General features: G+C 64.6%; 25 protein-coding genes. 19 read left to right on the forward strand and 6 right to left on the reverse strand.

Going from position 1 to position 24,870, the window contains the following annotated elements:
• The coding region (locus H8B02_RS19270) for a helix-turn-helix domain-containing protein (protein ID WP_229167681.1) at positions 1 to 346 on the reverse strand (346 nt) is incomplete at its 3' end.
• A 168-nt stretch (positions 347 to 514) separates the two neighbouring features.
• Here H8B02_RS19270 and H8B02_RS19275 point away from each other — a divergent pair.
• From H8B02_RS19275 to H8B02_RS19295, 5 genes are all read left to right on the forward strand, one after another.
• Positions 515 to 2,038: a benzoate-CoA ligase family protein gene (locus H8B02_RS19275; RefSeq protein WP_229167682.1), complete on the forward strand. Its 1,524-nt coding sequence runs from the start codon at positions 515 to 517 to the stop codon at positions 2,036 to 2,038.
• A 159-nt stretch (positions 2,039 to 2,197) separates the two neighbouring features.
• Complete coding sequence (locus H8B02_RS19280; protein ID WP_229167683.1) at positions 2,198 to 3,007, forward strand: alpha/beta fold hydrolase; 810 nt, start codon at positions 2,198 to 2,200, stop codon at positions 3,005 to 3,007.
• Between the two features lie 164 nt (positions 3,008 to 3,171).
• Complete coding sequence (boxC, locus tag H8B02_RS19285; protein WP_229167684.1) at positions 3,172 to 4,860, forward strand: 2,3-epoxybenzoyl-CoA dihydrolase; 1,689 nt, start codon at positions 3,172 to 3,174, stop codon at positions 4,858 to 4,860.
• 21 nt (positions 4,861 to 4,881) lie between these two features.
• Entirely contained in the window at positions 4,882 to 6,318 is a 1,437-nt protein-coding gene (gene boxB / locus H8B02_RS19290) for a benzoyl-CoA 2,3-epoxidase subunit BoxB (RefSeq protein ID WP_229167707.1), read from the forward strand.
• A 233-nt stretch (positions 6,319 to 6,551) separates the two neighbouring features.
• Positions 6,552 to 7,391 (forward strand): alpha/beta fold hydrolase, encoded by an 840-nt coding sequence (locus tag H8B02_RS19295; RefSeq protein WP_229167685.1) that lies wholly within the window; start codon positions 6,552 to 6,554, stop codon positions 7,389 to 7,391.
• A 128-nt stretch (positions 7,392 to 7,519) separates the two neighbouring features.
• Here the strand turns inward: H8B02_RS19295 and H8B02_RS19300 are convergent, their stop codons facing one another.
• Both H8B02_RS19300 and H8B02_RS19305 read right to left on the reverse strand, forming a co-directional pair.
• Positions 7,520 to 7,879, reverse strand: coding sequence for a DoxX family protein (locus H8B02_RS19300; protein ID WP_229167686.1), 360 nt, complete (start codon positions 7,877 to 7,879; stop codon positions 7,520 to 7,522).
• Between the two features lie 120 nt (positions 7,880 to 7,999).
• Positions 8,000 to 8,872 carry an NmrA family NAD(P)-binding protein gene (locus H8B02_RS19305; protein WP_283842213.1) on the reverse strand — a complete coding sequence of 291 codons (873 nt, stop codon included), beginning with the start codon at positions 8,870 to 8,872 and terminating at the stop codon, positions 8,000 to 8,002.
• Between the two features lie 116 nt (positions 8,873 to 8,988).
• On the opposite strand from H8B02_RS19305, the gene H8B02_RS19310 reads away from it, so the two are divergent.
• Complete coding sequence (locus H8B02_RS19310) at positions 8,989 to 9,402, forward strand: winged helix-turn-helix transcriptional regulator (RefSeq protein WP_229167688.1); 414 nt, start codon at positions 8,989 to 8,991, stop codon at positions 9,400 to 9,402.
• A gap of 148 nt (positions 9,403 to 9,550) precedes the next feature.
• Here H8B02_RS19310 and H8B02_RS19315 read toward each other — a convergent pair whose 3' ends face one another.
• Together H8B02_RS19315 and H8B02_RS19320 are read right to left on the reverse strand one after the other, a co-directional pair.
• Positions 9,551 to 10,351 carry an SDR family NAD(P)-dependent oxidoreductase gene (locus tag H8B02_RS19315; RefSeq protein WP_092126579.1) on the reverse strand — a complete coding sequence of 267 codons (801 nt, stop codon included), beginning with the start codon at positions 10,349 to 10,351 and terminating at the stop codon, positions 9,551 to 9,553.
• Between the two features lie 116 nt (positions 10,352 to 10,467).
• The gene (locus H8B02_RS19320; protein WP_229167689.1) at positions 10,468 to 11,526 is read right to left on the reverse strand and encodes a polysaccharide deacetylase family protein; all 1,059 of its coding nucleotides are present in this window, start codon (positions 11,524 to 11,526) and stop codon (positions 10,468 to 10,470) included.
• A 169-nt stretch (positions 11,527 to 11,695) separates the two neighbouring features.
• Here H8B02_RS19320 and H8B02_RS19325 point away from each other — a divergent pair, with 169 nt between their 5' ends.
• From H8B02_RS19325 to phoB, 13 genes are all read left to right on the forward strand, one after another.
• Positions 11,696 to 13,090, forward strand: coding sequence for an OmpA family protein (locus H8B02_RS19325; RefSeq protein WP_229167690.1), 1,395 nt, complete (start codon positions 11,696 to 11,698; stop codon positions 13,088 to 13,090).
• 2 nt (positions 13,091 to 13,092) lie between these two features.
• Positions 13,093 to 13,389 carry a hypothetical protein gene (locus H8B02_RS19330; RefSeq protein ID WP_229167691.1) on the forward strand — a complete coding sequence of 99 codons (297 nt, stop codon included), beginning with the start codon at positions 13,093 to 13,095 and terminating at the stop codon, positions 13,387 to 13,389.
• A 109-nt stretch (positions 13,390 to 13,498) separates the two neighbouring features.
• On the forward strand, positions 13,499 to 14,089 hold the full coding sequence (locus tag H8B02_RS19335) for a TetR/AcrR family transcriptional regulator (protein ID WP_229167692.1): 591 nt from the start codon (positions 13,499 to 13,501) through the stop codon (positions 14,087 to 14,089).
• Positions 14,086 to 14,994 (forward strand): haloalkane dehalogenase, encoded by a 909-nt coding sequence (locus H8B02_RS19340; RefSeq protein WP_229167693.1) that lies wholly within the window; start codon positions 14,086 to 14,088, stop codon positions 14,992 to 14,994. Before H8B02_RS19335 ends, H8B02_RS19340 begins: the two co-directional genes overlap by 4 nt.
• Positions 14,995 to 15,013: 19 nt before the next feature.
• The gene (locus H8B02_RS19345) at positions 15,014 to 15,241 is read left to right on the forward strand and encodes a SelT/SelW/SelH family protein (protein ID WP_229167694.1); all 228 of its coding nucleotides are present in this window, start codon (positions 15,014 to 15,016) and stop codon (positions 15,239 to 15,241) included.
• Positions 15,242 to 15,595: 354 nt separating this feature from the next.
• Positions 15,596 to 16,651 carry a putative bifunctional lysylphosphatidylglycerol flippase/synthetase gene (locus tag H8B02_RS19350; RefSeq protein ID WP_229167695.1) on the forward strand — a complete coding sequence of 352 codons (1,056 nt, stop codon included), beginning with the start codon at positions 15,596 to 15,598 and terminating at the stop codon, positions 16,649 to 16,651.
• Positions 16,652 to 16,735: 84 nt separating this feature from the next.
• Complete coding sequence (locus H8B02_RS19355; protein WP_229167696.1) at positions 16,736 to 18,049, forward strand: ATP-binding protein; 1,314 nt, start codon at positions 16,736 to 16,738, stop codon at positions 18,047 to 18,049.
• Between the two features lie 136 nt (positions 18,050 to 18,185).
• Positions 18,186 to 19,196: a phosphate ABC transporter substrate-binding protein PstS gene (gene pstS / locus H8B02_RS19360; protein ID WP_212317157.1), complete on the forward strand. Its 1,011-nt coding sequence runs from the start codon at positions 18,186 to 18,188 to the stop codon at positions 19,194 to 19,196.
• Between the two features lie 228 nt (positions 19,197 to 19,424).
• Positions 19,425 to 20,414 (forward strand): phosphate ABC transporter permease subunit PstC, encoded by a 990-nt coding sequence (pstC, locus tag H8B02_RS19365; RefSeq protein ID WP_229167697.1) that lies wholly within the window; start codon positions 19,425 to 19,427, stop codon positions 20,412 to 20,414.
• A 4-nt stretch (positions 20,415 to 20,418) separates the two neighbouring features.
• Positions 20,419 to 21,264, forward strand: coding sequence for a phosphate ABC transporter permease PstA (pstA, locus tag H8B02_RS19370; protein ID WP_229167698.1), 846 nt, complete (start codon positions 20,419 to 20,421; stop codon positions 21,262 to 21,264).
• Positions 21,261 to 22,079 carry a phosphate ABC transporter ATP-binding protein PstB gene (gene pstB / locus H8B02_RS19375; RefSeq protein WP_229167699.1) on the forward strand — a complete coding sequence of 273 codons (819 nt, stop codon included), beginning with the start codon at positions 21,261 to 21,263 and terminating at the stop codon, positions 22,077 to 22,079. Before pstA ends, pstB begins: the two co-directional genes overlap by 4 nt.
• Before the next feature lie 97 nt (positions 22,080 to 22,176).
• Positions 22,177 to 22,893 carry a phosphate signaling complex protein PhoU gene (phoU, locus tag H8B02_RS19380; protein WP_050403109.1) on the forward strand — a complete coding sequence of 239 codons (717 nt, stop codon included), beginning with the start codon at positions 22,177 to 22,179 and terminating at the stop codon, positions 22,891 to 22,893.
• A gap of 130 nt (positions 22,894 to 23,023) precedes the next feature.
• The gene (gene phoB / locus H8B02_RS19385; RefSeq protein ID WP_016844067.1) at positions 23,024 to 23,734 is read left to right on the forward strand and encodes a phosphate regulon transcriptional regulator PhoB; all 711 of its coding nucleotides are present in this window, start codon (positions 23,024 to 23,026) and stop codon (positions 23,732 to 23,734) included.
• 319 nt (positions 23,735 to 24,053) lie between these two features.
• On the opposite strand, the gene H8B02_RS19390 is transcribed toward phoB, so the two are convergent.
• Positions 24,054 to 24,566 carry a GcrA family cell cycle regulator gene (locus H8B02_RS19390; RefSeq protein ID WP_021076557.1) on the reverse strand — a complete coding sequence of 171 codons (513 nt, stop codon included), beginning with the start codon at positions 24,564 to 24,566 and terminating at the stop codon, positions 24,054 to 24,056.
• Between the last annotated feature and the right edge of the window lie 304 nt (positions 24,567 to 24,870).

A 24,870-nucleotide genomic window follows, 5' to 3' on the forward strand; every position in this document is an offset into this window, starting at 1 on the left:
CGCCGCGCGGCGCCAGCGGGCTGCTGCCGGCGAGCATGTCCTTGGCCTGCGCGATCTGGCTCGGTGACGCCTTGCGCAGGAGATCGCGGATCACGGCCCAATCCGGAACCGGCTCGCTCGAGGGGATCAGGTCCTCGAGATGCGCGCCCATCGCGCCTGCGACACGGCGCAGCAGCACGATCGAGACATTGCCTTTGCCGCTTTCGAGCTGGGCGATGTAGCGTTCGGAAATGCCGGAGACCTTGGCGAGCACCTTGCGCGACATGCCGCGGAGCGCGCGCATGGTGCGCACGCGCTGGCCGAGCTGTTCGAGGAAGTCGGTTTCCGGATCGTTGGCTTCGGTCATGATCCCCGTGCGACGCGCGGTCCTGACTGAATCAGGTCCAATGGTCTAGGAAACATAATGCCGACGAGGATTGACAGCAAGCCAATGTGGTGGCTTTGTATGAATTATAATTCTTAAATCTCGACGGGAGAGGGCAGGCGCGATGCGCCTGTGCCTAAGGAGCGGGCCATGACCTACAACGCAGTCTCCTGGCTGCTCGACCGCAATGTCGATGAGGGCCGCGGCGACAAGGTCGTGTTCGACGATACGGCCTCGCAAATCACCTATGGCCAGTTGCAGCAGCAGACCCGCCGCGTCGGCAACATGCTGCGCCGGCTCGGCGTCCGCCGCGAGGAGCGGGTCGCCATGATCATGTTGGATACGGTCGATTTCCCGATCGTGTTCCTCGGCGCGATCCGCGCCGGCGTGGTGCCGGTGCCGCTCAACACGCTGCTGACCGCGGAGCAATACGCCTACATCCTCGGCGATTGCCGCGCGCGCGTGCTGTTCGTCTCCGAGGCGCTGCTGCCGGTGGTGAAGGACATCATCGCGCGGATGCCCGACCTCGAGCATGTCGTGGTCTCCGGCACGGATGCGCGCGGCCACAAGAAGCTGTCGGACGAGATCGCGCGCGAGAGCGACGTGTTCGCCACCGCGCCGACGCATGCCGACGAGCCGGCGTTCTGGCTCTATTCATCGGGCTCGACCGGCATGCCAAAGGGCGTGCGCCATCTGCATTCCAACCTCGCGGCGACCGCGGAGACCTATGCGAAACAGGTGCTCGGGATCCGCGAGGACGATGTCGGGCTGTCGGCGGCAAAGCTGTTCTTCGCCTATGGGCTTGGCAACGCGCTGACCTTCCCGATGTCGGTCGGCGCCACCACGGTGCTCAATTCGGAGCGTCCGACGCCGGCGGTGATGTTCGCGCTGCTGAACAAATATCATCCCAGCATCTTCTTCGGCGTTCCGACCCTGTTCGCGGCGATGCTGAACGATGAGGCGACGAAGGCGCAAACCGCGGGCAATCGCCTGCGGGTCTGCACCTCGGCCGGCGAGGCGTTGCCGGAATCGGTCGGCAATGCGTGGCGCGCGCGGTTCGGCGTCGACATCCTCGACGGCGTCGGCTCGACCGAGCTGTTGCACATCTTCCTGTCGAATGCGCCCGGCGACATCAAATACGGCTCCTCGGGGCGTCCGGTGCCCGGCTACAAGGTGCGGCTGGTCAACGAGCTCGGGGCCGACGTTGCGGATGGCGAGGTCGGCGAGCTCCTGGTCGATGCGCCCTCGGCCGGCGAGAGCTACTGGAATCAGCGCGCCAAGAGCCGCGCCACTTTCGAGGGCGCGTGGACCCGCACCGGCGACAAATACACGCGCGATGCCGACGGCCGTTACACCTTCTGCGGCCGCGCCGACGACATGTTCAAGGTCTCCGGCATCTGGGTCTCGCCGTTCGAGGTCGAGAGCGCGCTGATCACCCATCCCGCGGTGCTGGAGGCGGCGGTCGTGCCGGAGGCCGATCCGGAAGGCCTGCTCAAGCCGAAGGCCTATGTGGTGCTGCGGCCCGAGAGTTCGGCCGAAGGCCTGCACGAGGCGCTGAAGGAACACGTCAAGCAGAAGATCGGCCCATGGAAATATCCGCGCTGGATCGATGTGGTCGACAATCTGCCGAAGACGGCGACCGGCAAGATCCAGCGGTTTAAGTTGCGGCATTGACGACGCCGTACTTTCCGCGTGTCGTCCCGGCGAAAGCCGGGACCCATACGCCGCGGCTTTCGTTTTGAGAGATGCTGTTCGACGGCTTTTGCGTAACAACTAACGCCTGTGGTTATGGGTCCCGGCTTTCGCCGGGACGACGAGTGAGGAAGGCCTGTCATGACGAATTTGAACCCCACAGGCTTCCTCAGCATCGACGGCGCCGAGCTCGAATACCGGATGATCGGCCCGTCACCCGAGACGGCGCCGACCCTCGTGATGCTGCATGAAGGCCTCGGCTGCGTCGGGCTGTGGGGCGACTTCCCGGAGAAGCTGCAGGCGGCGACCGGCGCCGGCGTGTTCGCCTATTCGCGCGCCGGTTATGGCGCGTCGTCGCCGGCGAAGCTGCCGCGCCCGGTCGACTACATGCATCGCGAGGCGCTTGACGTGCTGCCGAAGCTGCTCGACCGGATCGGCTTCCGCCGCGGTCTTTTGGTCGGCCACTCCGACGGCGCGTCGATCGCGGCGATCTATGCCGGCGCGCATCAGGATCATCGCCTGCACGGGCTTGCACTCATCGCGCCGCACTTCATCGTCGAGGACATCTCGGTGAAGTCGATCGCCGAGATCAAGACGGCGTATGAGACCACCAATCTGAAGGAGAAGCTCGCGCGCTGGCACAAGGATGTCGACAACGCCTTCCATGGCTGGAACGACGCCTGGCTCGATCCGGCATTCCGCGACTGGGATATCTCCGAATATCTCGCCTATATCCGCGTGCCGGTGCTGATCGTGCAGGGCGCGGATGACCAATACGGCACGATGCGTCAGGTCGAGATCGCCCAGGACGAGTGCTACTGCCCGGTCGATGTCGCGGCCGTTGCCGGTGCCGGTCACTCACCGCATCGCGAGGCGCCCGCGGTCACGCTGGACGCTGTCACCGAATTCGCCAAAGCGGCGCTGCGGGATGACCCGGCACTGGCGGCCTGACATTTGGTGCCGGTGCCAGGCCATTGGCCCAATGGGTGAATTCCCGAACATGAAACAAAATGCATGTTTTTACGCTTTGAACTAGACGAAGCCAAAAACATGAATTATTGTGCATGAAGACCTCGACGACGAACCTCAAACAAACAACAGATAAGGGTGGCCAAATGGCTGGTGACGATCGCGTCCTTGCAGGCGGGGCGAAGTACATCGACTTCCAGACCAACCCGTCGCGCTACCGGCACTGGAAGCTCGACGTCGCGGGCGACGTCGCGACGCTGACTATGGACGTCGACGAGAACGCCGGCCTGTTCGAGGGCTATCAGCTCAAGCTCAACTCCTACGACCTCGGCGTCGACATCGAGCTGGCCGACGCCGTGCAGCGGCTGCGCTTCGAGCATCCCGAGGTGAAGGTCGTGGTGATGCGCTCGGGAAAGAACCGCGTGTTCTGCGCCGGCGCCAACATCCGCATGCTGGCGGGCTCGACCCACGCCCACAAGGTCAACTTCTGCAAGTTCACCAACGAGACCCGCAACGGTCTTGAAGACTCCAGCGAGAATTCCGGCCAGAGCTTCATCACCGTCGTCAACGGCACTGCGGCCGGCGGCGGCTATGAGCTGGCGCTGGCGACCGATCACATCATGATGGCCGATGACGGCGCCGCCGCCGTCGCGCTGCCGGAAGTGCCGCTGCTCGCGGTGCTGCCGGGCACCGGCGGCCTGACCCGCGTCGTCGACAAGCGCAAGGTGCGCCGCGACCACGCCGATTTCTTCTGCACCATTGAAGAAGGCATCAAGGGCAAGCGCGCGGTGCAGTGGCGGCTGGTCGACGAGATCGCGCCGAACTCCAAGCTCGAGGGCAAGCTTGCCGAGCGCGTCAAGGAATTCGCCGCCAGGTCGAAGCGCAACGGCGCAGGCAAAGGCATCGCGCTGGCGCCGCTGACGCGGACCATCGACGACAGCGCCATCCGCTATGGCTTCGTCAGCGTCGACATCGATCGGGCCGCGCGCATCGCCACCATCTCGATCAAGGCGCCGGAAGCTGCGGCGCCCGCTGACGTCGACGGCATGATCGCGCAGGGCGCTTCATTCTGGCCGCTGCAGGTCGCCCGCGAGCTCGACGATGCGATCCTGCACCTACGCATCAACGAGCTCGAGACCGCGATGCTGGTGTTCAAGAGCCACGGAGACCGCGCCAACGTCGTGTCCTATGACGCGTTCCTGGAGGCCAACAAGGCGCACTGGCTGGTCAACGAGGTGAGGCACTACTGGAAGCGCGTGCTCAAGCGCATCGACGTCACCTCGCGTACGCTGGTGACGCTGGTCGAGCCCGGCTCCTGCTTCGTCGGCACCCTGGCCGAGCTCGTGTTCGCGGCCGACCGCTCCTACATGCTGATCGGCCAGAAGCAGGGCGACAACCGCCCGCCGCCGGCGATCGAACTGACCGCGATGAATTTCGGGCCCTATCCGATGAGTCACGGCCTGACCCGGCTGCAATCGCGCTTCCAGGCCGACCCAATGGATCTGGAGCGCGCGCAAGGCTCGATCGGCAAGGCGCTCGATGCGGAGGAGGCCGAGGAGCTCGGCCTCGTCACCTTCGCGCTCGACGACATCGACTGGGACGACGAGGTCCGCGTGTTCTTCGAGGAGCGCACCTCGTTCTCGCCCGACGGTCTCACCGGAATGGAAGCCAATCTGCGCTTCGTCGGTCCCGAGACCATGGAATCGAAGATCTTCTCGCGCCTGACGGCGTGGCAGAACTGGATCTTCCAGCGGCCGAATGCGGTCGGCGAAGACGGCGCACTGCGCCGCTACGGCACCGGCCAGAAGGCACAATTCGACATGACGCGAGTTTAAGGGAGCACGGCCATGAACATCATGAACGTCGATTACTCGACCAAGATTCCAAACAACGTGAATCTCGCCGAAGACCGCCAGGTGCTCAAGGCGCTGGAGGGCTGGCATCCCGGCTACATGGACTGGTGGAGCGACATGGGGCCGGAAGGCTTCCAGGAGTCGCTGGTCTATCTGCGCACCGCCTATTCGGTCGATCCGCGCGGCTGGGCCAAGTTCGACTACGTGCGGATGCCGGAATATCGCTGGGGCATTCTGCTTGCGCCGCAGGAAGAGAACCGCGTCATTCCGTTCGGCGAAGACTACGGCAAGCCGGCATGGCAGGAAGTCCCCGGTGAGCACCGTGCGATGCTGCGCCGCCTGATCGTGATCCAGGGCGACACCGAGCCCGCCTCGGTCGAGCAGCAGCGCCATCTCGGCAAGACCGCGCCCTCGCTCTACGACATGCGCAATCTGTTCCAGGTCAATGTCGAGGAAGGCCGCCATCTCTGGGCGATGGTCTACCTCCTGCAGAAGTATTTCGGCCGCGACGGCCGCGAGGAGGCCGACGATTTGCTGCGCCGCCGCTCGGGCGATGCGGATTCGCCGCGCATGTTAGGGGCCTTCAACGAGGCGACGCCGGACTGGCTGTCGTTCTTCATGTTCACCTACTTCACCGACCGCGACGGCAAGATGCAGCTGCACTCGCTGGCGCAGTCGGGCTTCGATCCGCTGTCGCGCACCTGCCGCTTCATGCTGACCGAGGAAGCCCATCACATGTTCGTCGGCGAGACCGGCATCACCCGCGTCGTGCAGCGCACCTGCGAAGCGATGACGGAAGCCGGCATCACCGATCCGAACGACATCGCCAGGATCCGCGCGCTCGGCGTGATCGATCTGCCGACCATCCAGAAGAAGCTGAACCTGCACTATTCGCTGTCGCTCGATTTGTTCGGCTCCGAAGTGTCGACCAATGCGGCGAACGCCTTCAACGCCGGCATCAAGGGCCGCTACAAGGAAACCACGATCGAGGACGATCACCAGCTCAAGAGTTCGACCTATCCGGTCATGAAGATGGTGGACGGCCAGATCAAGATGGTCGACGAGCCGGCGCTGACCGCGCTCAACATGCGGCTGCGCGACGACTACACGCAGGATTGCGTCAAGGGCATGCTGCGCTGGAACAAGGTGATCTCCACCGCCGGCATCGACTACAAGCTCGCGGTGCCGAACACCGCCTTCCACCGCCAGATCGGCGAGTTCAAGGACATCCATGCGACGCCCGATGGCCTGCTGATCGACGACGCCACCTGGGCCAAGCGCAAGAACGACTGGCTGCCGTCGACCGCGGACGGCGACTTCATCGCCTCGCTGATGAAGCCGGTGACCGAACCCGGCGAGTTCGCCTCCTGGATCTCGCCGCCCAAGGTCGGCATCGATAACAAGCCCGGCGACTTCGAATATGTGAGGATCGAGAGCTGAGTTTCAGCTAGCAGTTCCTCTCCTCCCGGAGGGGCCGAAAAGGGGTAAGCCGAGAAGGTCCTGGCTTGCCCCTTTTCTTTCTTGAGACGTGCGTTCGCGTGCGCGATGAAGCGCAGGCGCTTCCCGGCTTGACAAGCGCGATGCCTTCGCGCGGAGATCACACTGCTTCAACACATCAACCGCAATGACGGCTTGAGCCGGTTGTCGCGGATCGGGATTACGGCGGGGCCATCATGAGCGAAGAGATTTTTCCGGGGCCGACCCTGCGTCCGCTCAAGCTCCAGTTCGGTGAGCAGACGATCGCGGGCTTCGAGAGTGCTGGCACTGGCCGCGACATCCTGCTCGTCCACGGCAATTCGTCGTCGTCGCAGATTTGGCAGAAGCAACTCCAGGGGCCGCTTGGCGCCAAATACCGGCTGATCTCGATCGACCTTCCCGGCCATGGCAGCTCATCGCCTGCGCCCGATCCGGAGCATGGTTATTCGGGTGCAGGCTATGCCGGCTGCATTGCCGCGGCCGCAAAAGAGCTCGGTCTGAAGGATGCGGTGGTGGTGGGCTGGAGCCTCGGCGGACACGCCGTGCTCAACGCAGCCCCATCCTTGCCGATGGCGGCCGGGCTGATGATTTTCGGTACGCCGCCGATCGCCAAGACTCCGGACGGGTTCTCCGGGTTCAAGGGGCTGTCGGCCACCACCTTCACGCCGGCACCCAGCGATGCCGAGATCGCGGCCTGGCTGAAAACGGTCTTCGCGCCGGACTATGCGCCGTTGCCCGCATTCGTCGACACCGATTTCCGCCGCACCGACGGCAACGCGCGCGGCTATCTCGGCGCCAGCGTGCAGGCCGGCCGCTTCGCGGACGAGGTCGAGATCGTGCGCGGCCTCGGGATTCTGCTGGCCATCGTGCATGGCAGCGAGGAGCAGATGGTCGATCTCGGCTATCTGCAACGGCTGCCCGCGCCGACATTGTGGCGCGACCAGGTTCAGGTGATCGACGGTGCCGGCCACGCCACGCAGTGGGAAAGAGCCGAAGCCTTCGACCGACTCGTCGATGCGTTTGCGTCGAGCCTTTGAACGACGAACAGGGGGGCGGCTACTCGCCGTTCGCCAGTCCGGACGTGCACGGAGCCGCGCAACGATGTTGAGATTTTCACCCGTGAATGCGCCCGCGCGGACATTCCCTCGGCCTCCAGTGGCGACAGTCATGCCGAACTGGTGATCCGCTTCGGCCAGGCAATCCAGCCGACGACCATCGATAGTGCTGCCACGACAAGCGGCGCCACGCCGTGCCCGTATTCGCCGTGGAATGTGACGGTCGCAAGCGCTGCCAACATCACGGTGCAGCCGAGCGCCGAGCCCCACAGCCGTGTCCGTGCCCGCGCCAGCAGAACGGCGGTCGTGAGTTCCAGCGATCCGGTTACGAAATGGAACCAGTACGGGTATCCCCACCGCAGATATTCTTCGTAGATGGACCCAGGGGCGAAGATGTTGCTGAGCGATCCCACGACGAAGAAAGCTGCAAGCGCCAAGGCCGAGACCTGGCGCCAGGAAATCTTTGACATTTGTCCATCCCTTTCTGATTAAGGCGTCGCGGAGAGACGGCCGGCCACGACGCATTCATTCCGAAGGAGATGCGAATTTCCGGAACAGGTCCGAAAGTCGCATCTCATCGCTGATCGGATCTAAGTCGTGGCGGCCTTCTGGGCCGCCGCGAAGACATCGCGGGGAAGCGTTGTGCCGGCGACGCGCTCCGTGCCCGCTTCGCCGAGGTCCATCCAGCCCGCGTTGACGGCGTCGAACACCGCTTCAGCCGGTCCGGTTTGGCCCTTCGGGATGCCGAACTGCTCGAATGCCGCCGGCCACTCAGCCCGCGGGACAGCGAAGGCCCTGACTTCGCGCTGCATGACATCGCCCAGTTGCGCTGCGACTTCATCCGCGCTGACCATCGAACCAAGTTCGATGACGCGATGCCCCGACCACGCCGGCCCGGTCAGCAGCGTCGCCACCTCGGCACCGATGTCGTTCGTCGCGACCATGGTCGATTTCCGGTTGGTTGGGTTGTAGTAGACGGGGAGCGTGCCGCCCTGGGCGACGTGCAGGCCGTAAAGGAAGTTTTCGAAAAAGCCGCCGGCGCGCACGAAGGCGGTCGGCGATGTCAGTTTGCGAAAGCCCTGCTCCAGCAACGACAGGGCCGTGATCATGCCCAGCCCGCTGGTTCTGTTCGCTCCCATCGACGAGAGCCCGACGACCCGCGGCGGCGCGGCCTTGGTCAGCGCCTCGACATAGTTCGCGATGACGCCCTTGGCTTCCCTGAAGTCCGGCGAGGGGGCCCAGACGGCTGGCAACATGACAAACGCGCCGTCGACGCCCTCGAGCGCCCGCTCGATGGTGGCCGTGTCGTTCCAGTCGCCGTCCACCAGTTCCACGCCCTGGTCCGTCCAGCTTGCCGCCTTCGCGCGGTCGCGAACCAGCGCCCGTACTTTCTTGCCTTGCGCCAACAGATGCCTGGCCGTTGCGCCGCCGACTTTTCCTGTAATTCCAGTGACTAGAAACATGCGTATTCTCCGGGTGCTAAATGGCCTATATTCTAGGGTAGGTCTCACATAGAGACCTCAAACCTGCACCGTAAGGAGGCAGTTTTTTGTAACCAGGAGAGAAAAAGGGGACCGGCATGAGCGACGCATTGAGCGCGATCGAGCGATTTAGCCGATATCAATCGGACGACGCCCAGTCGGTAGAACCCGTGCATTGCCCGGTGCGCGACGTGCTCGACTGCATCGGCGACAAGTGGAGCATCCTCATGATCATGACCCTCGCGACGGGACCGCGGCGCTTCGGCGAGCTTCGCCGAGCCATCCGCGACATCTCGAAGCGCATGCTCACACAGACGCTGCGCGACTTGGAGCGCGACGGACTTGTCACCCGCCATGTCTTTCCGACCAAGCCGCCGGGCGTTGAATATCGCCTTTCCCCGCTAGGGCAATCCCTGCTGGACCCCATGGCGAGCCTCATCGATTGGGCCGACCGTCGCTATTCGGATATCCATGCTGCGCGCGTCCGCTTTGACGGGGTCCCGCGTGAGTGATGTGAAACGGAAGTTCACATCATCGCGTGTAGTCTCGCGGCGTGCTTCAGATGGAGGCTAGCCAGAGGTGTCGGAAAGGGCGCCCCGCTGCGGGCGAGGCGCCCTTTGTATTACCAGCGATGCTAATGGGCGTAAGAGGCGCGGTCGCTTACCCCGCGATCTCCAGCCCTGCGGTCGCGTAGACCACGCCGCCATCGACTGCGATGGTGTTGCCCACGACATAGTCGCCGGCGCGCGAGGCGAGATAGATCGCGGTGCCCGCCATATCTTCGTCGCTGCCCACGCGCCGCGACGGAACGCGCTGTGCGACCTCGTCGGCGTGGTCGCGCGCGGCGCGGTTCATGTCCGACTTGAAGGCGCCGGGCGCGATCGCGGTGACATTGATGTTGTCCTTGATCAGACGCGTCGCCATCCGGCGCGTCAAATGGATCACCGCGGCCTTGCTGGCGGCATAGGAATAGGTCTCCATCGGGTTGACGAAGATGCCGTCGATCGAGGCGATGTTGATCACCTTGCCCGGTTTGTCATGGGTCGCCGCGGCGCGCAGCGGCTTGGCCAGCGCCTTGGTCAGGAAGAAGATCGACTTGACGTTGAGGTTCATCACCTTGTCCCAGCCGCTCTCCGGGAATTCGTCGAAGTCCGCGCCCCATGCCGCGCCGGCATTGTTGACCAGGATGTCGAGCTTCGGCTCGCGCTTGATGATTTCACCGGCGAGCTTCTCGCAGCCCTCGACCGTCGAGATGTCGATCGGCAGCGCGATGCATTCGCCGTCATAGGCGGCGGTGAGCTCCTGGGCGGTGGCCTCGCAGGGACCTGCCTTGCGTGCGGTGATGTAGACCTTCGCGGCACCTTGCGCGAGGAAACCGGCCGCGATCATCTTGCCGATGCCGCGCGATCCCCCGGTCACCAGTGCGACGCGGCCCTTCAGTGAGAACAGATCCTTGAACATGCGCTCCTCCATTGCGTTGCCAGTGGTTCTGGGCGCGGCCGGGGATCGAGTCAAGAACAGGGAAGGGATCGGTAGCCCGGATGGAGCGAAGCGAAATCCGGGCTGCGAGGAGTGGGCTACGCAGCGTCGATGCGGCGAAAGCCGTTCCACACCGCGGTGGCGGCGCCTGATGTCAGCACCGGCAAGAGCCGCGCGTCCTGGTAATTGCCGTTCAGCGAGACGCGCTGCAACGCGGTCAGATGGTCGGCGCTTTCGGGAAACAGCATGCCCGGCCGCGTCGTTACCGCAGTCCGAAAGCCGATCGATCTGGCGAGGGCGAATTCGCGCTGCCCGGCGGCGATCCGGTCGCCATAGGGATAGGCGAGGTGCAGCGCCGGACGCTGCAGCGTATCCTCGATCCGCGCCCGGCCGGTGGCGAGCTCGAACGATGCGACGGTCTCGCTCTGCTTGGCGAGATTGCAATGGGTGATGGTGTGGGCGCCGATGGTGACCAGCGGATCGTCGGCAAAGCCGCGCAACTCGTCCCAGGACATGCAGAGCTCGCGCGCGATGCCGGCCTCGTCGACGCCGTGGCGGGCGCACAGCGCGGATATCTCGGCCTGCATCTCCTTCTCGCCGGGCAGCGAACGCAGCCAGTCGTGCATGCGGCCGAACGCTGTGCGCTTGGCTTGCGGTGTCGCGGTGTCGATCCGCGTCATGACGCCGGCGATCGGCACTTCGATCGCCGATGCTGCCGCGATGATCCGCTCCAGCGCGATCCACCACAATTTGCCGCAGCCCTCGGCGAAATCGCTCGCGACAAAGACCGTGAACGGCGCGCCGAACTCGCGCATCACAGGCAGCGCGAAATCGCGGTTGTCGCGGTAGCCGTCATCGCAGGTGAAGCAGGCGAAGCGCCGCGCGAAATTCCGTTCGGTGAGGCGGCGATGCGCCTCGTCCATGCTGACGACATCGACGTCGAGCGCGCGCAGATGCGTCAGCATCGCGCGCAGGAAGTCCGGCGTGACCTCGAGATGATGGTTGGGCTGGAACGCGTCGGCGCGCCGCGGGCGGACGTGGTGCAGCATGAAGATGGCGCCGACGCCGGCAAAGATCGGCCGCAACAGGATATGCGCACCCGAGAAATACAACGCCTCCATCCCGGCACGGATCACGGTGTTGCGGAGTTGTTTCATGAGTGGCACGGGCTGGCCGATTTGCATTCCGTCGCAAACTTAGCGAAAGACCACTGAAGAAACTGTTATCCCGATCCAATATGGCGCCCCCGCCATGGCCTTTGATTTGGGGTTTGACAGTCAGCCAAGGGTTTGTTTTCTCTCTGGTTCCAGACCCGCAGGACGCTGAATGCACGGACTTTTCAAGTGGAGCAGCAAGTGGTGGCCCGGGGTGATTCCACTGGTCGTCCTGTGGGGTATCGCGGCCTGGACCTCAACGGGAACGGTCGAAGCCGACCTTGCTGCGCGCTCTAATGCCGCACTCAAGGACACCGTGCTCGACAAGCGCCGCATCAGCGTTGACGGCCGCGACGTGACCTTTGCGGCCAATGCCTTCTCCGAGGACGGCCGTCTCAGCGCAGTGGCGTCGGTCGAGGCCGCGCCGGGCGTGCGGCTGGTCAACGACGAGACCCGCCTCGTTCCCGAAGCCAAGCCCTTTGTGTGGTCCGCCGAACGCGACGTCGTGCGCGTCACGCTTGGCGGCAATGCGCCGCTGCCGTCGAGCAAGAGCAAGCTGACCGAGGCCGCGAAGGCCAGTCTCGGCGGTGTCGAGGTGGTGGATCAGATGGCGCTCGCCCGTGGCGCGCCGTCGCGGTTCGATCCGGCGGCGCTGTTGCTGCTCGACCAGATCGGCAAGCTGAAGGAAGGCAAGATCACGCTGACCGACAACAAGGTTGCCCTTGCCGGCATGGCGCGCGAGCTCGGCGGACGCGAAGCGGTCGCGGCGGCGCTGAAGAATCTGCCGGAGGGCTATTCGATCGCCGCCAACGACATCAAGGCGCCGCCTTACGTGTTCCAGGCCTACAAGGATCCGGTCGCGGTGACGCTGACGCTGACCGGCTACGTGCCCGACAACAACGTGCATGCCGCGCTGGTCGCCGCCGCCGGCCGCAAGTTCTTCAGCGAGAAGGTGGTCGACAATCTCAAGGCCAGCATCGGCGCTCCCTCAGGGTTCGCGGCGGCGGTGGTGCCCGCGCTCGGCGCGCTGTCGCGGCTGTCGACCGGGACGCTCGTGGTGTCGGACCGTGAGGTGAAGCTGTCGGGCGATGCGCTCTATGATGCCGCGGCCGGCCAGATCCGCGACGGGCTCGGCAAGGATTTTCCGCAGGGCTGGCAGTACAAGGCCGAGGTCACGGTCAAGCCGTCGGCGGCGCCGGTCGATCCGACGGTGTGTCAGCAGCTGTTCTCCGAGATCCTCTCCAAGGGCAAGATCCGCTTCGAGTCCGGCAAGGCCGACATCGTCCCCGACTCCGCCGGCCTGCTCGACCGCCTGATCGAGACCGCGATGCGCTGTCCCAATGCGACGATCGAAGTCGCCGGCCATACCGACAGCGACGGTGAGGAGGCGGCCAACCAGGCCTTGTCGGAGCGCCGCGCGCAGGCCGTGGTCGATTACCTCGTGCGCGCCGGACTGCCTGCCAATCGCTTCACGCCGATCGGCTATGGCAGCACGCAGCCGCTTGTCGGCAACGAGAGTGAAGACGGCAAGGCGCAGAACCGCCGCATCGAATTCGTGGTGAAGTAGCGATGACCGTGCTTGCGACATTCTTCTGGGGTTGGCTGCTCGGCGCCGCACTGCTCGGCTTCGGCATGGGCTGGATCGCGGTGGTGCATCGGGCGCGGGGCGTCTCGAAGGTGTGGATGCGCTGGCTCGCGCTGCTCGCAGCGGCGCTTGTCGCGGCATCGTTTGCGCGGATCGTGCCCGGCCGTTTCGGCTACTGGCTCGACCTCTTCCTGGTCATGTTCGCGCTCTATCTCGTCGGCTGTGCGATCGGCTCCTGGCTGCGCGACTGGGTGGTTTCGCGCAGCAAGCCCGCGAACTGACCCCCAAACCCTTGATCCAGCAGGACTGAGCGGCGCCGCCGAGCGCGGCGCCAGCCGCATTCATTTTGCCGCTTGACATCAATACGTACGTACGTATTAAATGACACCCATGCCAAAACCCTCTCTCCGCGATGCCATCCTCGACGCCGGCCTGAAGGAAATGTTCCGGACCGGCTATCACGGCACCAGCGTGCGCGACGTCACCGCCGCCGCTGGCGCGCCGCAGGGTTCGTTCACCAACCATTTCCGCTCGAAGGAGCTGTTCGCGTCGGAAGTGCTCGACCGCTACTTCCTCTATGTGCGCGGCCTCGTCGCGGAAGCCCTCGGCGACATGACCCTGCCGCCGCGCGACAGGCTCCGGCGCTATCTCGATCTCATCACCGGCAAGCTTGCGCATGACGGCTTCACCCGCGGCTGCCTGATCGGCGATTTCAGCCTCGAGGCGTCGGGCTCGAGCGAGATGCTGCGCGAGCAGCTCGACGAGATCTTCCGGGAATGGCGCGCGCCGTTTGCGGCCTGCATCGCCGAAGCCCAGGCCAGGCGCGAGATCGCGTCCGACTTTGATTCCGATGCGCTTGCTGATTTCCTGCTCGCATCCTGGCAGGGCGCGATGTTGCGCATGAAGGTCGAGCGCAGCGCGGCCGCGCTCGAGCGTTTCAAGACGATCGCCTTCCAAACCGTGTTCAAGGAGTTGCCATGACCATGTCTGCCGATATCAGTCTGCATCATCGCCCGGTGCTCGGGACCACGATGGCCTATCGCGAAACCGGACGCAGCGACGCGCCGCACGTGCTGTTCCTGCACGGCAATCCGACGTCATCCTATATCTGGCGCAACATCATGCCGCTGGTGGCGCCGGTCGGGCACTGCATCGCGCCCGACCTGATCGGCTACGGCCAGTCCGGCAAACCCGACATCGCCTACCGCTTCTTCGACCATGCGGACTATCTCGATGCGCTGATCGACGAGCTCGGCATCAGCTCGGCGTATCTCGTCGCGCAGGATTGGGGCACGGCGCTCGCGTTCCATCTCGCGGCGCGCCGTCCGCAGCTCGTGCGTGGGCTGGCCTTTATGGAGTTCATCCGCCCGATGCGGGATTGGTCCGACTTCCACCAGCACGAGGCCGCCCGGGAGACGTTCCGGAAATTCCGCACGCCGGGAGTGGGCGAAGCGATGGTCCTCGACAACAATGCGTTCGTCGAACGTGTGCTGCCCGGCTCGATCCTGCGCACGCTCGGCGAGGAGGAGATGGAAGCTTACCGTGCGCCGTTTGCGACGCGCGAGAGCCGCAAGCCGACCTTGATGCTGCCGCGCGAGCTGCCGATCGCAGGCGAACCTGCCGATGTCGATCAGGCGCTCACCACAGCGCACGCGGCGCTCGCGGCATCGACCTATCCGAAGCTGCTGTTCGCGGGGTCTCCCGGAGCCTTGGTGTCGCCGGCCTTCGCCGCGGATTTCGCGGCGAGGCTGCAGCATTGCGCGGTCATTCAGCTCGGCGCGGGCGCGCATTATCTGCAGGAGGATCATCCGGAGGCGATCGGTCGCTCGGTTGCAGGGTGGATCGCCGGCATCGAAGCCGTGAACGCGCAACATCTCGCGGCATGAGTGGATGGGAGAGCGCGCCATGACCGACCTCTCGATCACCTATTGCCGTCCCTGCGGCTACGAGAAGCGCGCCAGGGAGGCCGCCGCGCTGCTGCGCGAACGGCTCGGGCTCGATCCGGAGCTGCTGCCCGGCAAGGGCGGCGTCTTCGAGATCAAGCTTGACGGCAAAGTGATCGCCAAGCGCGTGAAGGGGCATTTCTCCGATGCTGCCGAAATCGTCACCGCAGTGGCTGCGGCACGGGCATAAAAATTGACGCAGGCTTGCCTCATCGCCGTCGCATCACCATTGCGGCGGCGATTTTCACTGCGCGGGCGCCGCGGCGTCGCTCCTGCTTCCCGTAGTTTCCCGGATGGCCTTGCGCACCGTTCGACGGGCTACCTGCCGCACGTCGATGTCAAGTCTTGTCGAAGATGGCGAGAAACGCGCATATTTGTGCACCCGCTGTCATGAATCATCCCTAATATCTTGAAGATGCGCGTTTTATTGTCGTTTGACGAATTCCACTCCGGCTTAAAACGCGCTACAGGGGTCGGGGCACAGCGAAGCGCCGGCGGGGTTCGCCCGGGAGCCGCCGTCGCGGGATCGCAATTCGAGGTCTAGATGCTGGAAGCAATACGCAGGGCGATGGCGTTTCTGCGCCAGAAGCAAATCCTGCATCGGCTGGGTGTTGTCATCAGCATCGCCGTCATCGGCATCGCCTGCTACGTCCTGTATCATATGCTGCGCGGCATCGACACCAACGAGGTGCTCGAGGCCATCAAGAGCACCGAGCCGCGACAAATCGCGCTGGCGGGACTGTTCGTCGCAGCCGGCTACTTCACGCTGACCTTCTACGATCTGTTCGCGGTGCGCGCGATCGGCCACGCCCACGTGCCCTATCGCGTCAATGCGCTCGCGGCATTCACCTCCTATTCGATCGGGCACAATGTCGGCGCCAGCGTCTTCACCGGCGGCGCGGTGCGCTACCGGATCTATTCGGCCTGGGGATTGAACGCGATCGACGTCGCCAAGATCTGCTTTCTCGCCGGCCTGACCTTCTGGCTCGGCAATGCCGCGGTGCTCGGGCTCGGCATCGCCTATCATCCGGAAGCCGCAGCCAACATCGACCAGCTGCCGCCCTGGCTCAACCGGACGCTGGCGTTCGGCATCATCATCGCGCTGGTCGCCTATGTGCTCTGGGTCTGGACCCAGCCGCGGGTGGTCGGCCGCGGTCCCTGGACGGTGACCCTGCCGGGCGGGCCGCTGACGCTGCTGCAGATCGCGATCGGCATCGTCGACCTCGGCTTCTGTGCGCTGGCGATGTACGTGCTGGTGCCTGACGAGCCCAATCTCGGCTTCGTCGTGGTCGCGGTCATCTTCGTGTCGGCGACCCTGCTCGGCTTCGCCAGCCACTCCCCCGGCGGGCTCGGGGTGTTCGACGCCGCCATGCTGGTCGGCCTCTGGCAGATGGACCGCGAGGACCTGCTCGGCGGTATGCTGTTGTTCCGGCTGCTCTACTATATTGCGCCGTTCGTCATATCTGTAATCTTGCTGACGTTTCGGGAGGTTATCGTCGGCGCCCGACTCAAGCGGCTGCCGCAGACTGATTCGGGTCCCCGCGCTGAGCCGCATCATGAGGCGGTTCTGGTCCGCAAGCGCGGTGATTCCGGGGTCTGATGACGCGGCCCGATGCCTCCCGAGGGAAGGTCGATCTGACCGCGCCTGGGCGAGACAAGAACCGACGGGAAGAAAGCCGCCGCGATGGCCATTGACGATACGCCGCATTCGATTTTCTCGCCCTGGCCCGACCGCTTGCGCCATTCCGCGCTGATCCTGCTTGCCGCAGCGCTGGCGCTGAGCGTGGTGGTCGCGCTCGGCGAGTTGTCGCTGGTGCGCGCCTGCGTGGTGTTCGTCTGCATCGCGGCTGCGGCGCTGGTGCCATGGCGGCTGCATGATGCCGGCATCTCGCGCGAAGATGTCCGCCACGGCAATCCGGTCGAGGCGACCGCCGTCAGCGCGGTCGTCGCCGGCATGCCGGACCCGGCCGTGCTGCTCGACCGCGCCGGCCGTGTCATCCATCTCAACACCGCCGCGGCCCAGCTGGCGCCGGCGCTGCGCAAGAACGAGCTGGCGCAATTTGCCCTGCGTTCGCCGGAGATTATCACCGCGTTGCGCGAGGCGATCGCGACCTCCGAGCCGCGCCGCGCCACCTACTCCGACCACGTTCCGGTCGATCGCTGGATGGAATTGGTGATCACGCCGGTGCCGGTGCCGACCCAGTTCGGCGGCACCGAGAAATGCATGCTGATGACCTTCCACGATCTGACGCCGCTGCGCCGGGTCGAGGAGATGCGCGCCGATTTCGTCGCCAATGCCAGCCATGAGCTGCGCACGCCGCTCGCCGCCTTGTCCGGCTTCATCGACACGCTGCAGGGGCCGGCGCGCGAGGACGCGCGGGCGCGCGAGCGCTTCCTCGGCATCATGCACACCCAGGCCACCCGCATGGCGCGGCTGATCGACGACCTGCTGTCGCTGTCGCGGGTCGAGCTGTCGGCCCATGTGCGGCCCGAGGCGTCGATCGATATCGTGCCGATCATCCGCCAGGTGGCCGACGGGCTTGAGGCGCTGGCCAGCGAGCGCCAGGTCGAGATCGACGTCGACCTGCCGCCGACCCCGGTCACGATTGCCGGCGACCGCGAGGAACTGCTCCGCCTGTTCGAGAACCTGATCGAGAACGCCCTCAAATACGGCGCCTCGGGCGGCCGCGTCATAGTGTCGCTCAATCAGACCGTTTCGGGCGCATCGGGCGAGGGGAGCCCCGAAATCCGTGTCATGGTACGGGATTTCGGCCCCGGCATCGCCCCGGAGCACCTGCCGCGGCTGACCGAGCGCTTCTACCGGGTGGACGTCGGCGACAGCCGTAACCAGGGCGGAACCGGCCTCGGATTATCGCTGGTGAAACATATTCTTAACCGTCATCGCGGTCGTCTCTTGATCGAGAGCGTGCCGAAGAATGGCGCGACTTTTACCGCCTGTTTTCCCCGGCCGAAGACCCTGTTACCGACTCAAAGCTAAGCGTTTTCAGTGGCTTAGTACTGTCATCCAACTGTCATCCAACCTTCGTAAAAGCAGCACCGACCGCTCCTAGATGGACCGGCGTGGGCGCGATCGGGCGCAATTGGCGCTTCGCTCACAAGATGGAGACCACCCCATGAATTTCATCAAAGCAATCGTCGCTGCCGGCATGGTCGCCGCTTCGACGTCGGCCTTCGCTGCCGATATTACCGGCGCAGGCGCGACGTTTCCGTTCCCGATCTATTCGAAGTGGGCTGACGCCTACAAGAAGGACACCGGCAATGGCCTGAACTATCAGTCGATCGGTTCCGGCGCCGGCATCAAGCAGATCCAGGCCAAGACCGTGACCTTCGGCGCGACCGACGCGCCGCTCAAGGCCGAGCAGCTCGAGAAGGACGGCCTCGTCCAGTGGCCGATGGTGATGGGCGCGATCGTTCCGGTCGTGAACGTCGAAGGCATCAAGCCGGGCGATCTCGTGCTCTCCGGCGAAGTGCTCGGCGACATTTATCTCGGCAAGATCACGAAGTGGAACGACGCGGCGATCGCCAAGCTCAATCCGAAGCTGACCCTGCCGGCCGACGCGATCACCGTCGTGCGCCGTTCGGACGGTTCGGGCACCACCTTCAACTTCACCGACTACCTCTCCAAGTCGAACGCCGACTGGAAGTCCAAGGTCGGTTCCGGCACCGCGGTCGAGTGGCCGGTCGGCGTCGGCGCCAAGGGCAACGAAGGCGTTGCCGGCAACATCGGCCAGACCAAGAACGCGATCGGCTATGTCGAATACGCCTATGCCAAGCAGAACAAGCTGACCTACACCGCGCTGGTCAACAAGGCCGGCAAGACCGTGCAGCCGACGATCGCCGCCTTCCAGGCTGCTGCGTCGAACGCCGATTGGTCCAAGGCTCCCGGCTACTACGTGATCCTGACCGACCAGCCGGGCGAAGCCTCCTGGCCGATCACCGCCGCGACCTTCATCCTGATGCACAAGGACTCGACCGACAAGGCGGCCTCGCAGGAAGCGCTCAAGTTCTTCAAGTACGCCTTCGAGAAGGGTGGCAAGGCGGCCGAAGAGCTCGACTACATCCCGATGCCGGAATCGGTCGTCAAGCTGATCGAGAAGACCTGGTCCTCGGACATCAAGAGCTAAGTCCGACGCTTCGAACACGGCCTGTGCCGCCTCCCAAGGGCGGCACAGGTCAAGCGACCAAGATCCGGGCTCCATCACCGCGGCAAGAAACGCGGGGCGGGGCCCGGGGTCGCGCCCCGGGAGGCGCAACCGGAACGACGCCCGGCCAAATGCGTCAGTAAAGATCGCTTCGGGGCGTAGCGGTTTGCGTAGCTTTCACTTAGTAATGAGGGGATTGGCGTGGCAGACATGGCTGTTCAGAGCGATGTGATGGAAGCCGCGGGACCTTACGATCGCGCCAAGGCCCTCAGCGCCTTCAAGCTCGGTGATCTCACCTTCTATTGGATCACCCGCATCTCGGCGATTTCGGTCCTTTTGATCCTCGGCGGCATCATCCTGTCGCTGATCGCCGGCGCCTGGCCGGCGATGAAGGAATACGGCTTCGCCTTCCTCTGGACGCAGCGCTGGGCGCCCTCGGCCGATCCGCCGGTGCTCGGCGCGCTCGGCCCGATCTACGGCACCCTGATCACCTCGATCATCGCGATGACGATCGCCATTCCGGTCGGCATCGGCATCGCCATCTTCCTCACCGAACTCTGCCCGCAAATGCTGCGCCGCCCGATCGGCATCGCCATCGAGCTGCTCGCCGGCATCCCCTCGATCATCTACGGCATGTGGGGCTTCTTCGTGCTGGGCCCGTTCCTGGCCAACACGTTCCAGCCCTTCATGATCAGGATATTCGAGGGCGTCCCGGTGCTGGGTGCGGTGTTCGCAGGTCCGCCGTCCTATCTCAGCCTGTTCAACGCCGCGCTGATCCTCGCCATCATGGTGCTGCCCTTCATCACCGCGATCTCGGTCGACGTGTTCAAGACCGTGCCGCCGGTGCTGAAAGAAGCCGCCTACGGCATGGGCTGCACCACCTGGGAGGTTGTCCGCAGCGTCGTGATCCCCTACACCCGGGTCGGCGTGATCGGCGGCATCATGCTGGCGCTCGGCCGCGCGCTCGGCGAGACGATGGCGGTGACCTTCATCATCGGCAACTCGTTCCGCATCTCGTCGTCGATCTTCGCGCCGGGCACCACGATCTCGGCGGCGATCGCCTCCGAATTCGCCGAGAGCGACGGCCTGCACCAGTCCGGCCTGATCCTGCTCGGCCTCCTGCTGTTCGTGCTGACCTTCTTCGTGCTCGCCGGCGCTCGGCTGATGCTGATGCGGCTTGAAACGAAAGCGGGGAAATAGCGCCATGAACCCGATCTACAAATCCCGCCGCCGCAGCGACATCGTCATTCGCGCACTCTGTGTCGGCGCGGCGCTGTTCGGCGTCACTTGGCTGGCGCTGATCCTGTTCACGCTGGTCTATAACGGCGTTGCCGGCCTCAGCGTGCAGCTGTTCACCCAGAACACGCCGCCACCGGGCTCGACCGAAGGCGGCCTGCTCAACGCCATTGTCGGCTCGGTCATCATGACGGTGATCGGCGTCGGCATCGGCGCGCCGCTCGGCCTGTTCGCCGGCACCTATCTCGCCGAGTACGGCAAGCACGACAAGCTCACCTCGGTGATCCGCTTCATCAACGACATCCTGCTCAGCGCGCCTTCGATCATCATCGGCCTGTTCATCTATGGCGCGGTGGTGGTGCCGATGCGCGGCTTCTCGGCGATCGCCGGCAGTCTCGCGCTCGCCGTGATCGTGATCCCGGTCGTGCTGCGCACCACCGAGGACATGCTGCTGCTGGTGCCCAATCCGCTGCGCGAGGCGGCCTCCGCGCTCGGCCTGCCGCGTTCGCTGGTGATCAAGCGGATCGCTTATCGTGCTGCGCGTAGCGGCTTGATCACCGGCGTGCTGCTGGCGACCGCCCGTGTCGCCGGTGAAACCGCGCCGCTGCTGTTCACCGCGCTGTCGAACCAGTTCTTCAGCCTGGATCTGACCAAGACGATGGCCAACCTGCCGGTGACCATCAACAACTTCGTGCAGAGCCCCTACGCCTACTGGAAAGAGCTGGCGTGGAGCGGTGCGCTGCTCATCACCTTCACTGTGCTCGCGCTGAATATCGGCGCGCGCATCCTTGGTGCCGAAAGGGCCGCAAAATGACCGAGCTTTCCGTCTCCACGACAGCCGCGAGCCACGTTCCCCAGGTGCCGCTGCCGGAAGCGCCGCCGAAAGTCACGGTGCGCAGCCTCAACTTCTATTACGGCGAGCACCACGCGCTGAAGAACATCAACCTGACGCTCGGCACCAACCGCGTCACGGCGTTCATCGGTCCGTCGGGCTGCGGCAAGTCGACCCTGCTGCGCATCTTCAACCGGATGTATGACCTTTATCCGGGCCAGCGCGCGGTCGGCCAGCTGATGCTGGACCAGACCAACATTCTCGATCCCAAGCTCGACCTCAATCTGCTCCGCGCGCGGGTCGGCATGGTGTTCCAGAAGCCGACGCCGTTCCCGATGACGATCTACGAGAACATCGCCTTCGGCATCCGCCTCTACGAGAAGATCTCGAAGTCCGAGATGGACGACCGGGTCGAGAAAGCGCTGCGCGGCGGCGCGCTGTGGAACGAGGTCAAGGACAAGCTGAACGCCTCCGGCCTGTCGTTGTCCGGCGGCCAGCAGCAGCGCCTCTGCATCGCGCGCACCGTGGCGGTGCGGCCCGAGGTGATCCTGTTCGACGAGCCGTGCTCGGCGCTCGATCCGATCTCGACCGCCAAGGTCGAGGAGCTGATCCAGGAGCTCTCCGAGGACTACACGATCGCGATCGTCACCCACAACATGCAGCAGGCGGCGCGCGTCTCCGACAAGACCGCCTTCATGTATCTCGGTGAGCTGATCGAGTTCGACGACACCAACAAGATCTTCACCTCGCCGAGCGATCGACGCACCCAGGACTACATCACCGGCCGGTTCGGCTAGCGCATGATCCGCAAAAGTGGGCACCGGTTTTTCGATCGGATCGTGCGAAACTGAGGACACCAAATCATGATCCCCGGGATCATGAGGGAGACAAGCGATGGCTTCTGAACATACCGCCAAGGCATTCGACAGCGACCTGCAGGAGTTGACCCGCCTGGTCGCCGAGATGGGCGGCCTCGTCGAGCGGATGATCACCGAGTCGGTCGACGCGCTGATCCGTCGCGACGTCGCCCTCGGCAAGCGCGTCGTCGCCGCCGACATCGAGATCGACAACCTGCAGCGCGTCATCGAAGAGCGCGCGGTGCTGACGATCGCCCGCCGCCAACCGATGGCGATCGACCTGCGCGAAATCGTCAGCGCGATGCGCGTGGCCACCGACCTCGAACGGATCGGCGACCTCGCCAAGAACATGGGCAAGCGCGTCGCGGCGCTGGAAAGCGATTTCCAGCCGCTGAAGCTGATCCGCGGCCTCGAGCACATGACGGACCTCGTGCTGTCGCAGGTCAAGTCGGTGCTCGACGCCTATGCCGCGCACGACCTGCCGGCGGCGATGAACGTCTGGAAGGGCGACGAGGAGGTCGATGCGATCTGCACCTCGCTGTTCCGCGAGTTGCTGACCTACATGATGGAGGATCCGCGCAACATCTCGTTCTGCATCCATCTGATGTTCTGCGCCAAGAACATCGAGCGGATCGGCGATCACGCCACCAATATCGCCGAGACCGTGTTCTACATGATCGAGGGCCAGCAGATCACCGACAAGCGTCCGAAGGGCGACATGACCAACTTTGCCACCACGGTGCCGGGTACCTAGGACATGATCCGCAGGCGCGGAGCCGGATTGTCTTCACGACAAGTCGTCTCCGCGGGGATTATGCTCAGGAAAGTAAGCGTTTCGGTTTGCGTCTGGGCAACGGATCATCACAGAGAGAGAACTTAAACCGATGAGCGCACGCATTCTGGTAGTCGAAGACGAGGAAGCGCTGACGACACTGTTGCGCTACAATCTCGATGCGGAAGGCTACGATGTCGAAACGGTGGGGCGTGGCGACGATGCCGACACCCGCCTGAAGGAGCGCGTTCCCGACCTCGTGGTGCTCGACTGGATGCTGCCGGGCCTGTCCGGCATCGAGTTGTGCCGCCGCCTGCGGGCGCGGCCAGAGACCAAGCAGCTTCCGATCATCATGCTGACCGCGCGCGGCGAGGAGAGCGAGCGCGTGCGCGGGCTTGCCACCGGGGCCGACGACTACATCGTCAAGCCGTTCTCGGTGCCCGAATTGCTGGCACGGGTGAAGGGCCTGCTGCGCCGCGCGAGCCCGGAGCGGCTTGCGACCGTGCTGACCTATGGCGACATCGAGCTCGACCGCGAGAAGCGCCGCGTGGCGCGCTCGGGCCGTCCGATCGATCTTGGGCCGACTGAGTATCGGCTGCTCGAATTCTTCCTTGAGCATCCCGGCCGCGTGTTCAGCCGCGAGCAACTGCTCGACAGCGTCTGGGGCCGCGACATCTATATCGATGAGCGCACCGTCGACGTGCATATCGGCCGCCTGCGCAAGCTGCTCAATCCGGGCCGCGAGCAGGATCCGATCCGCACCGTGCGCGGCGCCGGCTACGCGCTCGACGACCGCTTCGCGAAGGCCGAGCCGCAGCCGTAGCCGACGTCGCGGCATTCACGCGCCGCAACACCGTGTCGTCCCGGCGAAAGCCGGGACCCATACGCCGCGGTCGTCGCAATGGGCAAGCGGCCAGACGGCTTTCTAACAACACCCATTCGTGGTTATGAGTCCCGGCTTTCGCCGGGACGACGCTGATGATGTAGGCGTAGCCCGGATGGAGCGAAGCGAAATCCGGGACTTCATCCTCCGCGTCAAACACCGCCCCGGATTTCGCTTCGCTGCATCCGGGCTACGATCACACAAAAAATCCCCGCTTTCGCGGGGATTTGTTTTTGCAGTCCAGGCAGTTTCCCGAGTGCTACTTGATCTGTGGCTTCGCCGACGGCCGGCGGCGATCGGCGGCGGGCTGATAGGCGACGCGCGAGTGATGCGCGCAATAGGGCAGGCCGGCGAGCGCCTTGCCGCCGCAGAAGAAGAATTCCGGGCTCGAGGGATCGCCGACCGGCCAGTGGCAGGTGGCCTCGTTGAGCTCGAGCAGCGACAGCCGCTGGCTCATCGGCACAACGTTGTCGAAGGAGATCGGATCGGGCTCCATCTCGACCTCGAAGGCGTGCGCAAGCGCGGTGTTGCCGCGCGAGACCGGGCGCGCCACCCGCATCATGTGCTGGGCGGGACGCGCCTTGCGCTGCCGCGGCGCAGCCGTGGAGGGGGCCTTGGCGCGGCCGGAGAGGCCGAGCCGATGCACTTTGCCGATCACGGCGTTTCGCGTCACATTGCCAAGTTCCGCCGCGATCTGGCTGGCCGAGAGGCCGGATTCCCAGAGCTTCTTCAGCTGCTCGACGCGATCGTCGGACCAGGTCAATACAGTCATCGCATTCTTCCTTTCGCATGGCGCCGGCCAGTCATCGGAGCGGCGCTGCGAGCCAATCTGGACAAATATCCCTGCGGCCAGAATCCCTTAGCCCTCGCCGGGCACGGTGTTGCGCCCGAACGTTTACGCGAGACACGAAGGCTACTTAGAGGGTCCAGTACTGCCGCACGAGATGTCGTACCCGACAGGCCAAACGCTACAATATGGCGTGACTCTGGCGCAAGAGTCCGCGGCCGTGCGTCCACATGTTCCCACAAAGTTAAGCATTGCTATGAGGCTTTTCCACCGCACCGGAATGCTCCGG

It is taken from the genome of Bradyrhizobium altum (assembly GCF_020889705.1).
Classification (GTDB): Bacteria; Pseudomonadota; Alphaproteobacteria; order Rhizobiales; family Xanthobacteraceae; genus Bradyrhizobium; species Bradyrhizobium altum.

Coding starts and splice junctions, on each gene's coding strand:
- H8B02_RS19305 (WP_283842213.1), bottom strand. CDS start 8,872: ATGTTTCTAGTCACTGGAATTACAGGAAAAGTCGGCGGCGCAACGGCC.
- pstA (WP_229167698.1), top strand. CDS start 20,419: ATGAACCCGATCTACAAATCCCGCCGCCGCAGCGACATCGTCATTCGC.
- H8B02_RS19350 (WP_229167695.1), top strand. CDS start 15,596: ATGCTGGAAGCAATACGCAGGGCGATGGCGTTTCTGCGCCAGAAGCAA.
- H8B02_RS19335 (WP_229167692.1), top strand. CDS start 13,499: ATGCCAAAACCCTCTCTCCGCGATGCCATCCTCGACGCCGGCCTGAAG.
- pstC (WP_229167697.1), top strand. CDS start 19,425: ATGGCTGTTCAGAGCGATGTGATGGAAGCCGCGGGACCTTACGATCGC.
- H8B02_RS19325 (WP_229167690.1), top strand. CDS start 11,696: ATGCACGGACTTTTCAAGTGGAGCAGCAAGTGGTGGCCCGGGGTGATT.
- pstB (WP_229167699.1), top strand. CDS start 21,261: ATGACCGAGCTTTCCGTCTCCACGACAGCCGCGAGCCACGTTCCCCAG.
- pstS (WP_212317157.1), top strand. CDS start 18,186: ATGAATTTCATCAAAGCAATCGTCGCTGCCGGCATGGTCGCCGCTTCG.
- H8B02_RS19310 (WP_229167688.1), top strand. CDS start 8,989: ATGAGCGACGCATTGAGCGCGATCGAGCGATTTAGCCGATATCAATCG.
- boxC (WP_229167684.1), top strand. CDS start 3,172: ATGGCTGGTGACGATCGCGTCCTTGCAGGCGGGGCGAAGTACATCGAC.
- H8B02_RS19340 (WP_229167693.1), top strand. CDS start 14,086: ATGACCATGTCTGCCGATATCAGTCTGCATCATCGCCCGGTGCTCGGG.
- H8B02_RS19280 (WP_229167683.1), top strand. CDS start 2,198: ATGACGAATTTGAACCCCACAGGCTTCCTCAGCATCGACGGCGCCGAG.
- boxB (WP_229167707.1), top strand. CDS start 4,882: ATGAACGTCGATTACTCGACCAAGATTCCAAACAACGTGAATCTCGCC.
- phoB (WP_016844067.1), top strand. CDS start 23,024: ATGAGCGCACGCATTCTGGTAGTCGAAGACGAGGAAGCGCTGACGACA.
- H8B02_RS19390 (WP_021076557.1), bottom strand. CDS start 24,566: ATGACTGTATTGACCTGGTCCGACGATCGCGTCGAGCAGCTGAAGAAG.
- H8B02_RS19320 (WP_229167689.1), bottom strand. CDS start 11,526: ATGAAACAACTCCGCAACACCGTGATCCGTGCCGGGATGGAGGCGTTG.
- H8B02_RS19275 (WP_229167682.1), top strand. CDS start 515: ATGACCTACAACGCAGTCTCCTGGCTGCTCGACCGCAATGTCGATGAG.
- H8B02_RS19330 (WP_229167691.1), top strand. CDS start 13,093: ATGACCGTGCTTGCGACATTCTTCTGGGGTTGGCTGCTCGGCGCCGCA.
- phoU (WP_050403109.1), top strand. CDS start 22,177: ATGGCTTCTGAACATACCGCCAAGGCATTCGACAGCGACCTGCAGGAG.
- H8B02_RS19345 (WP_229167694.1), top strand. CDS start 15,014: ATGACCGACCTCTCGATCACCTATTGCCGTCCCTGCGGCTACGAGAAG.
- H8B02_RS19315 (WP_092126579.1), bottom strand. CDS start 10,351: ATGTTCAAGGATCTGTTCTCACTGAAGGGCCGCGTCGCACTGGTGACC.
- H8B02_RS19355 (WP_229167696.1), top strand. CDS start 16,736: ATGGCCATTGACGATACGCCGCATTCGATTTTCTCGCCCTGGCCCGAC.
- H8B02_RS19295 (WP_229167685.1), top strand. CDS start 6,552: ATGAGCGAAGAGATTTTTCCGGGGCCGACCCTGCGTCCGCTCAAGCTC.
- H8B02_RS19300 (WP_229167686.1), bottom strand. CDS start 7,879: ATGTCAAAGATTTCCTGGCGCCAGGTCTCGGCCTTGGCGCTTGCAGCT.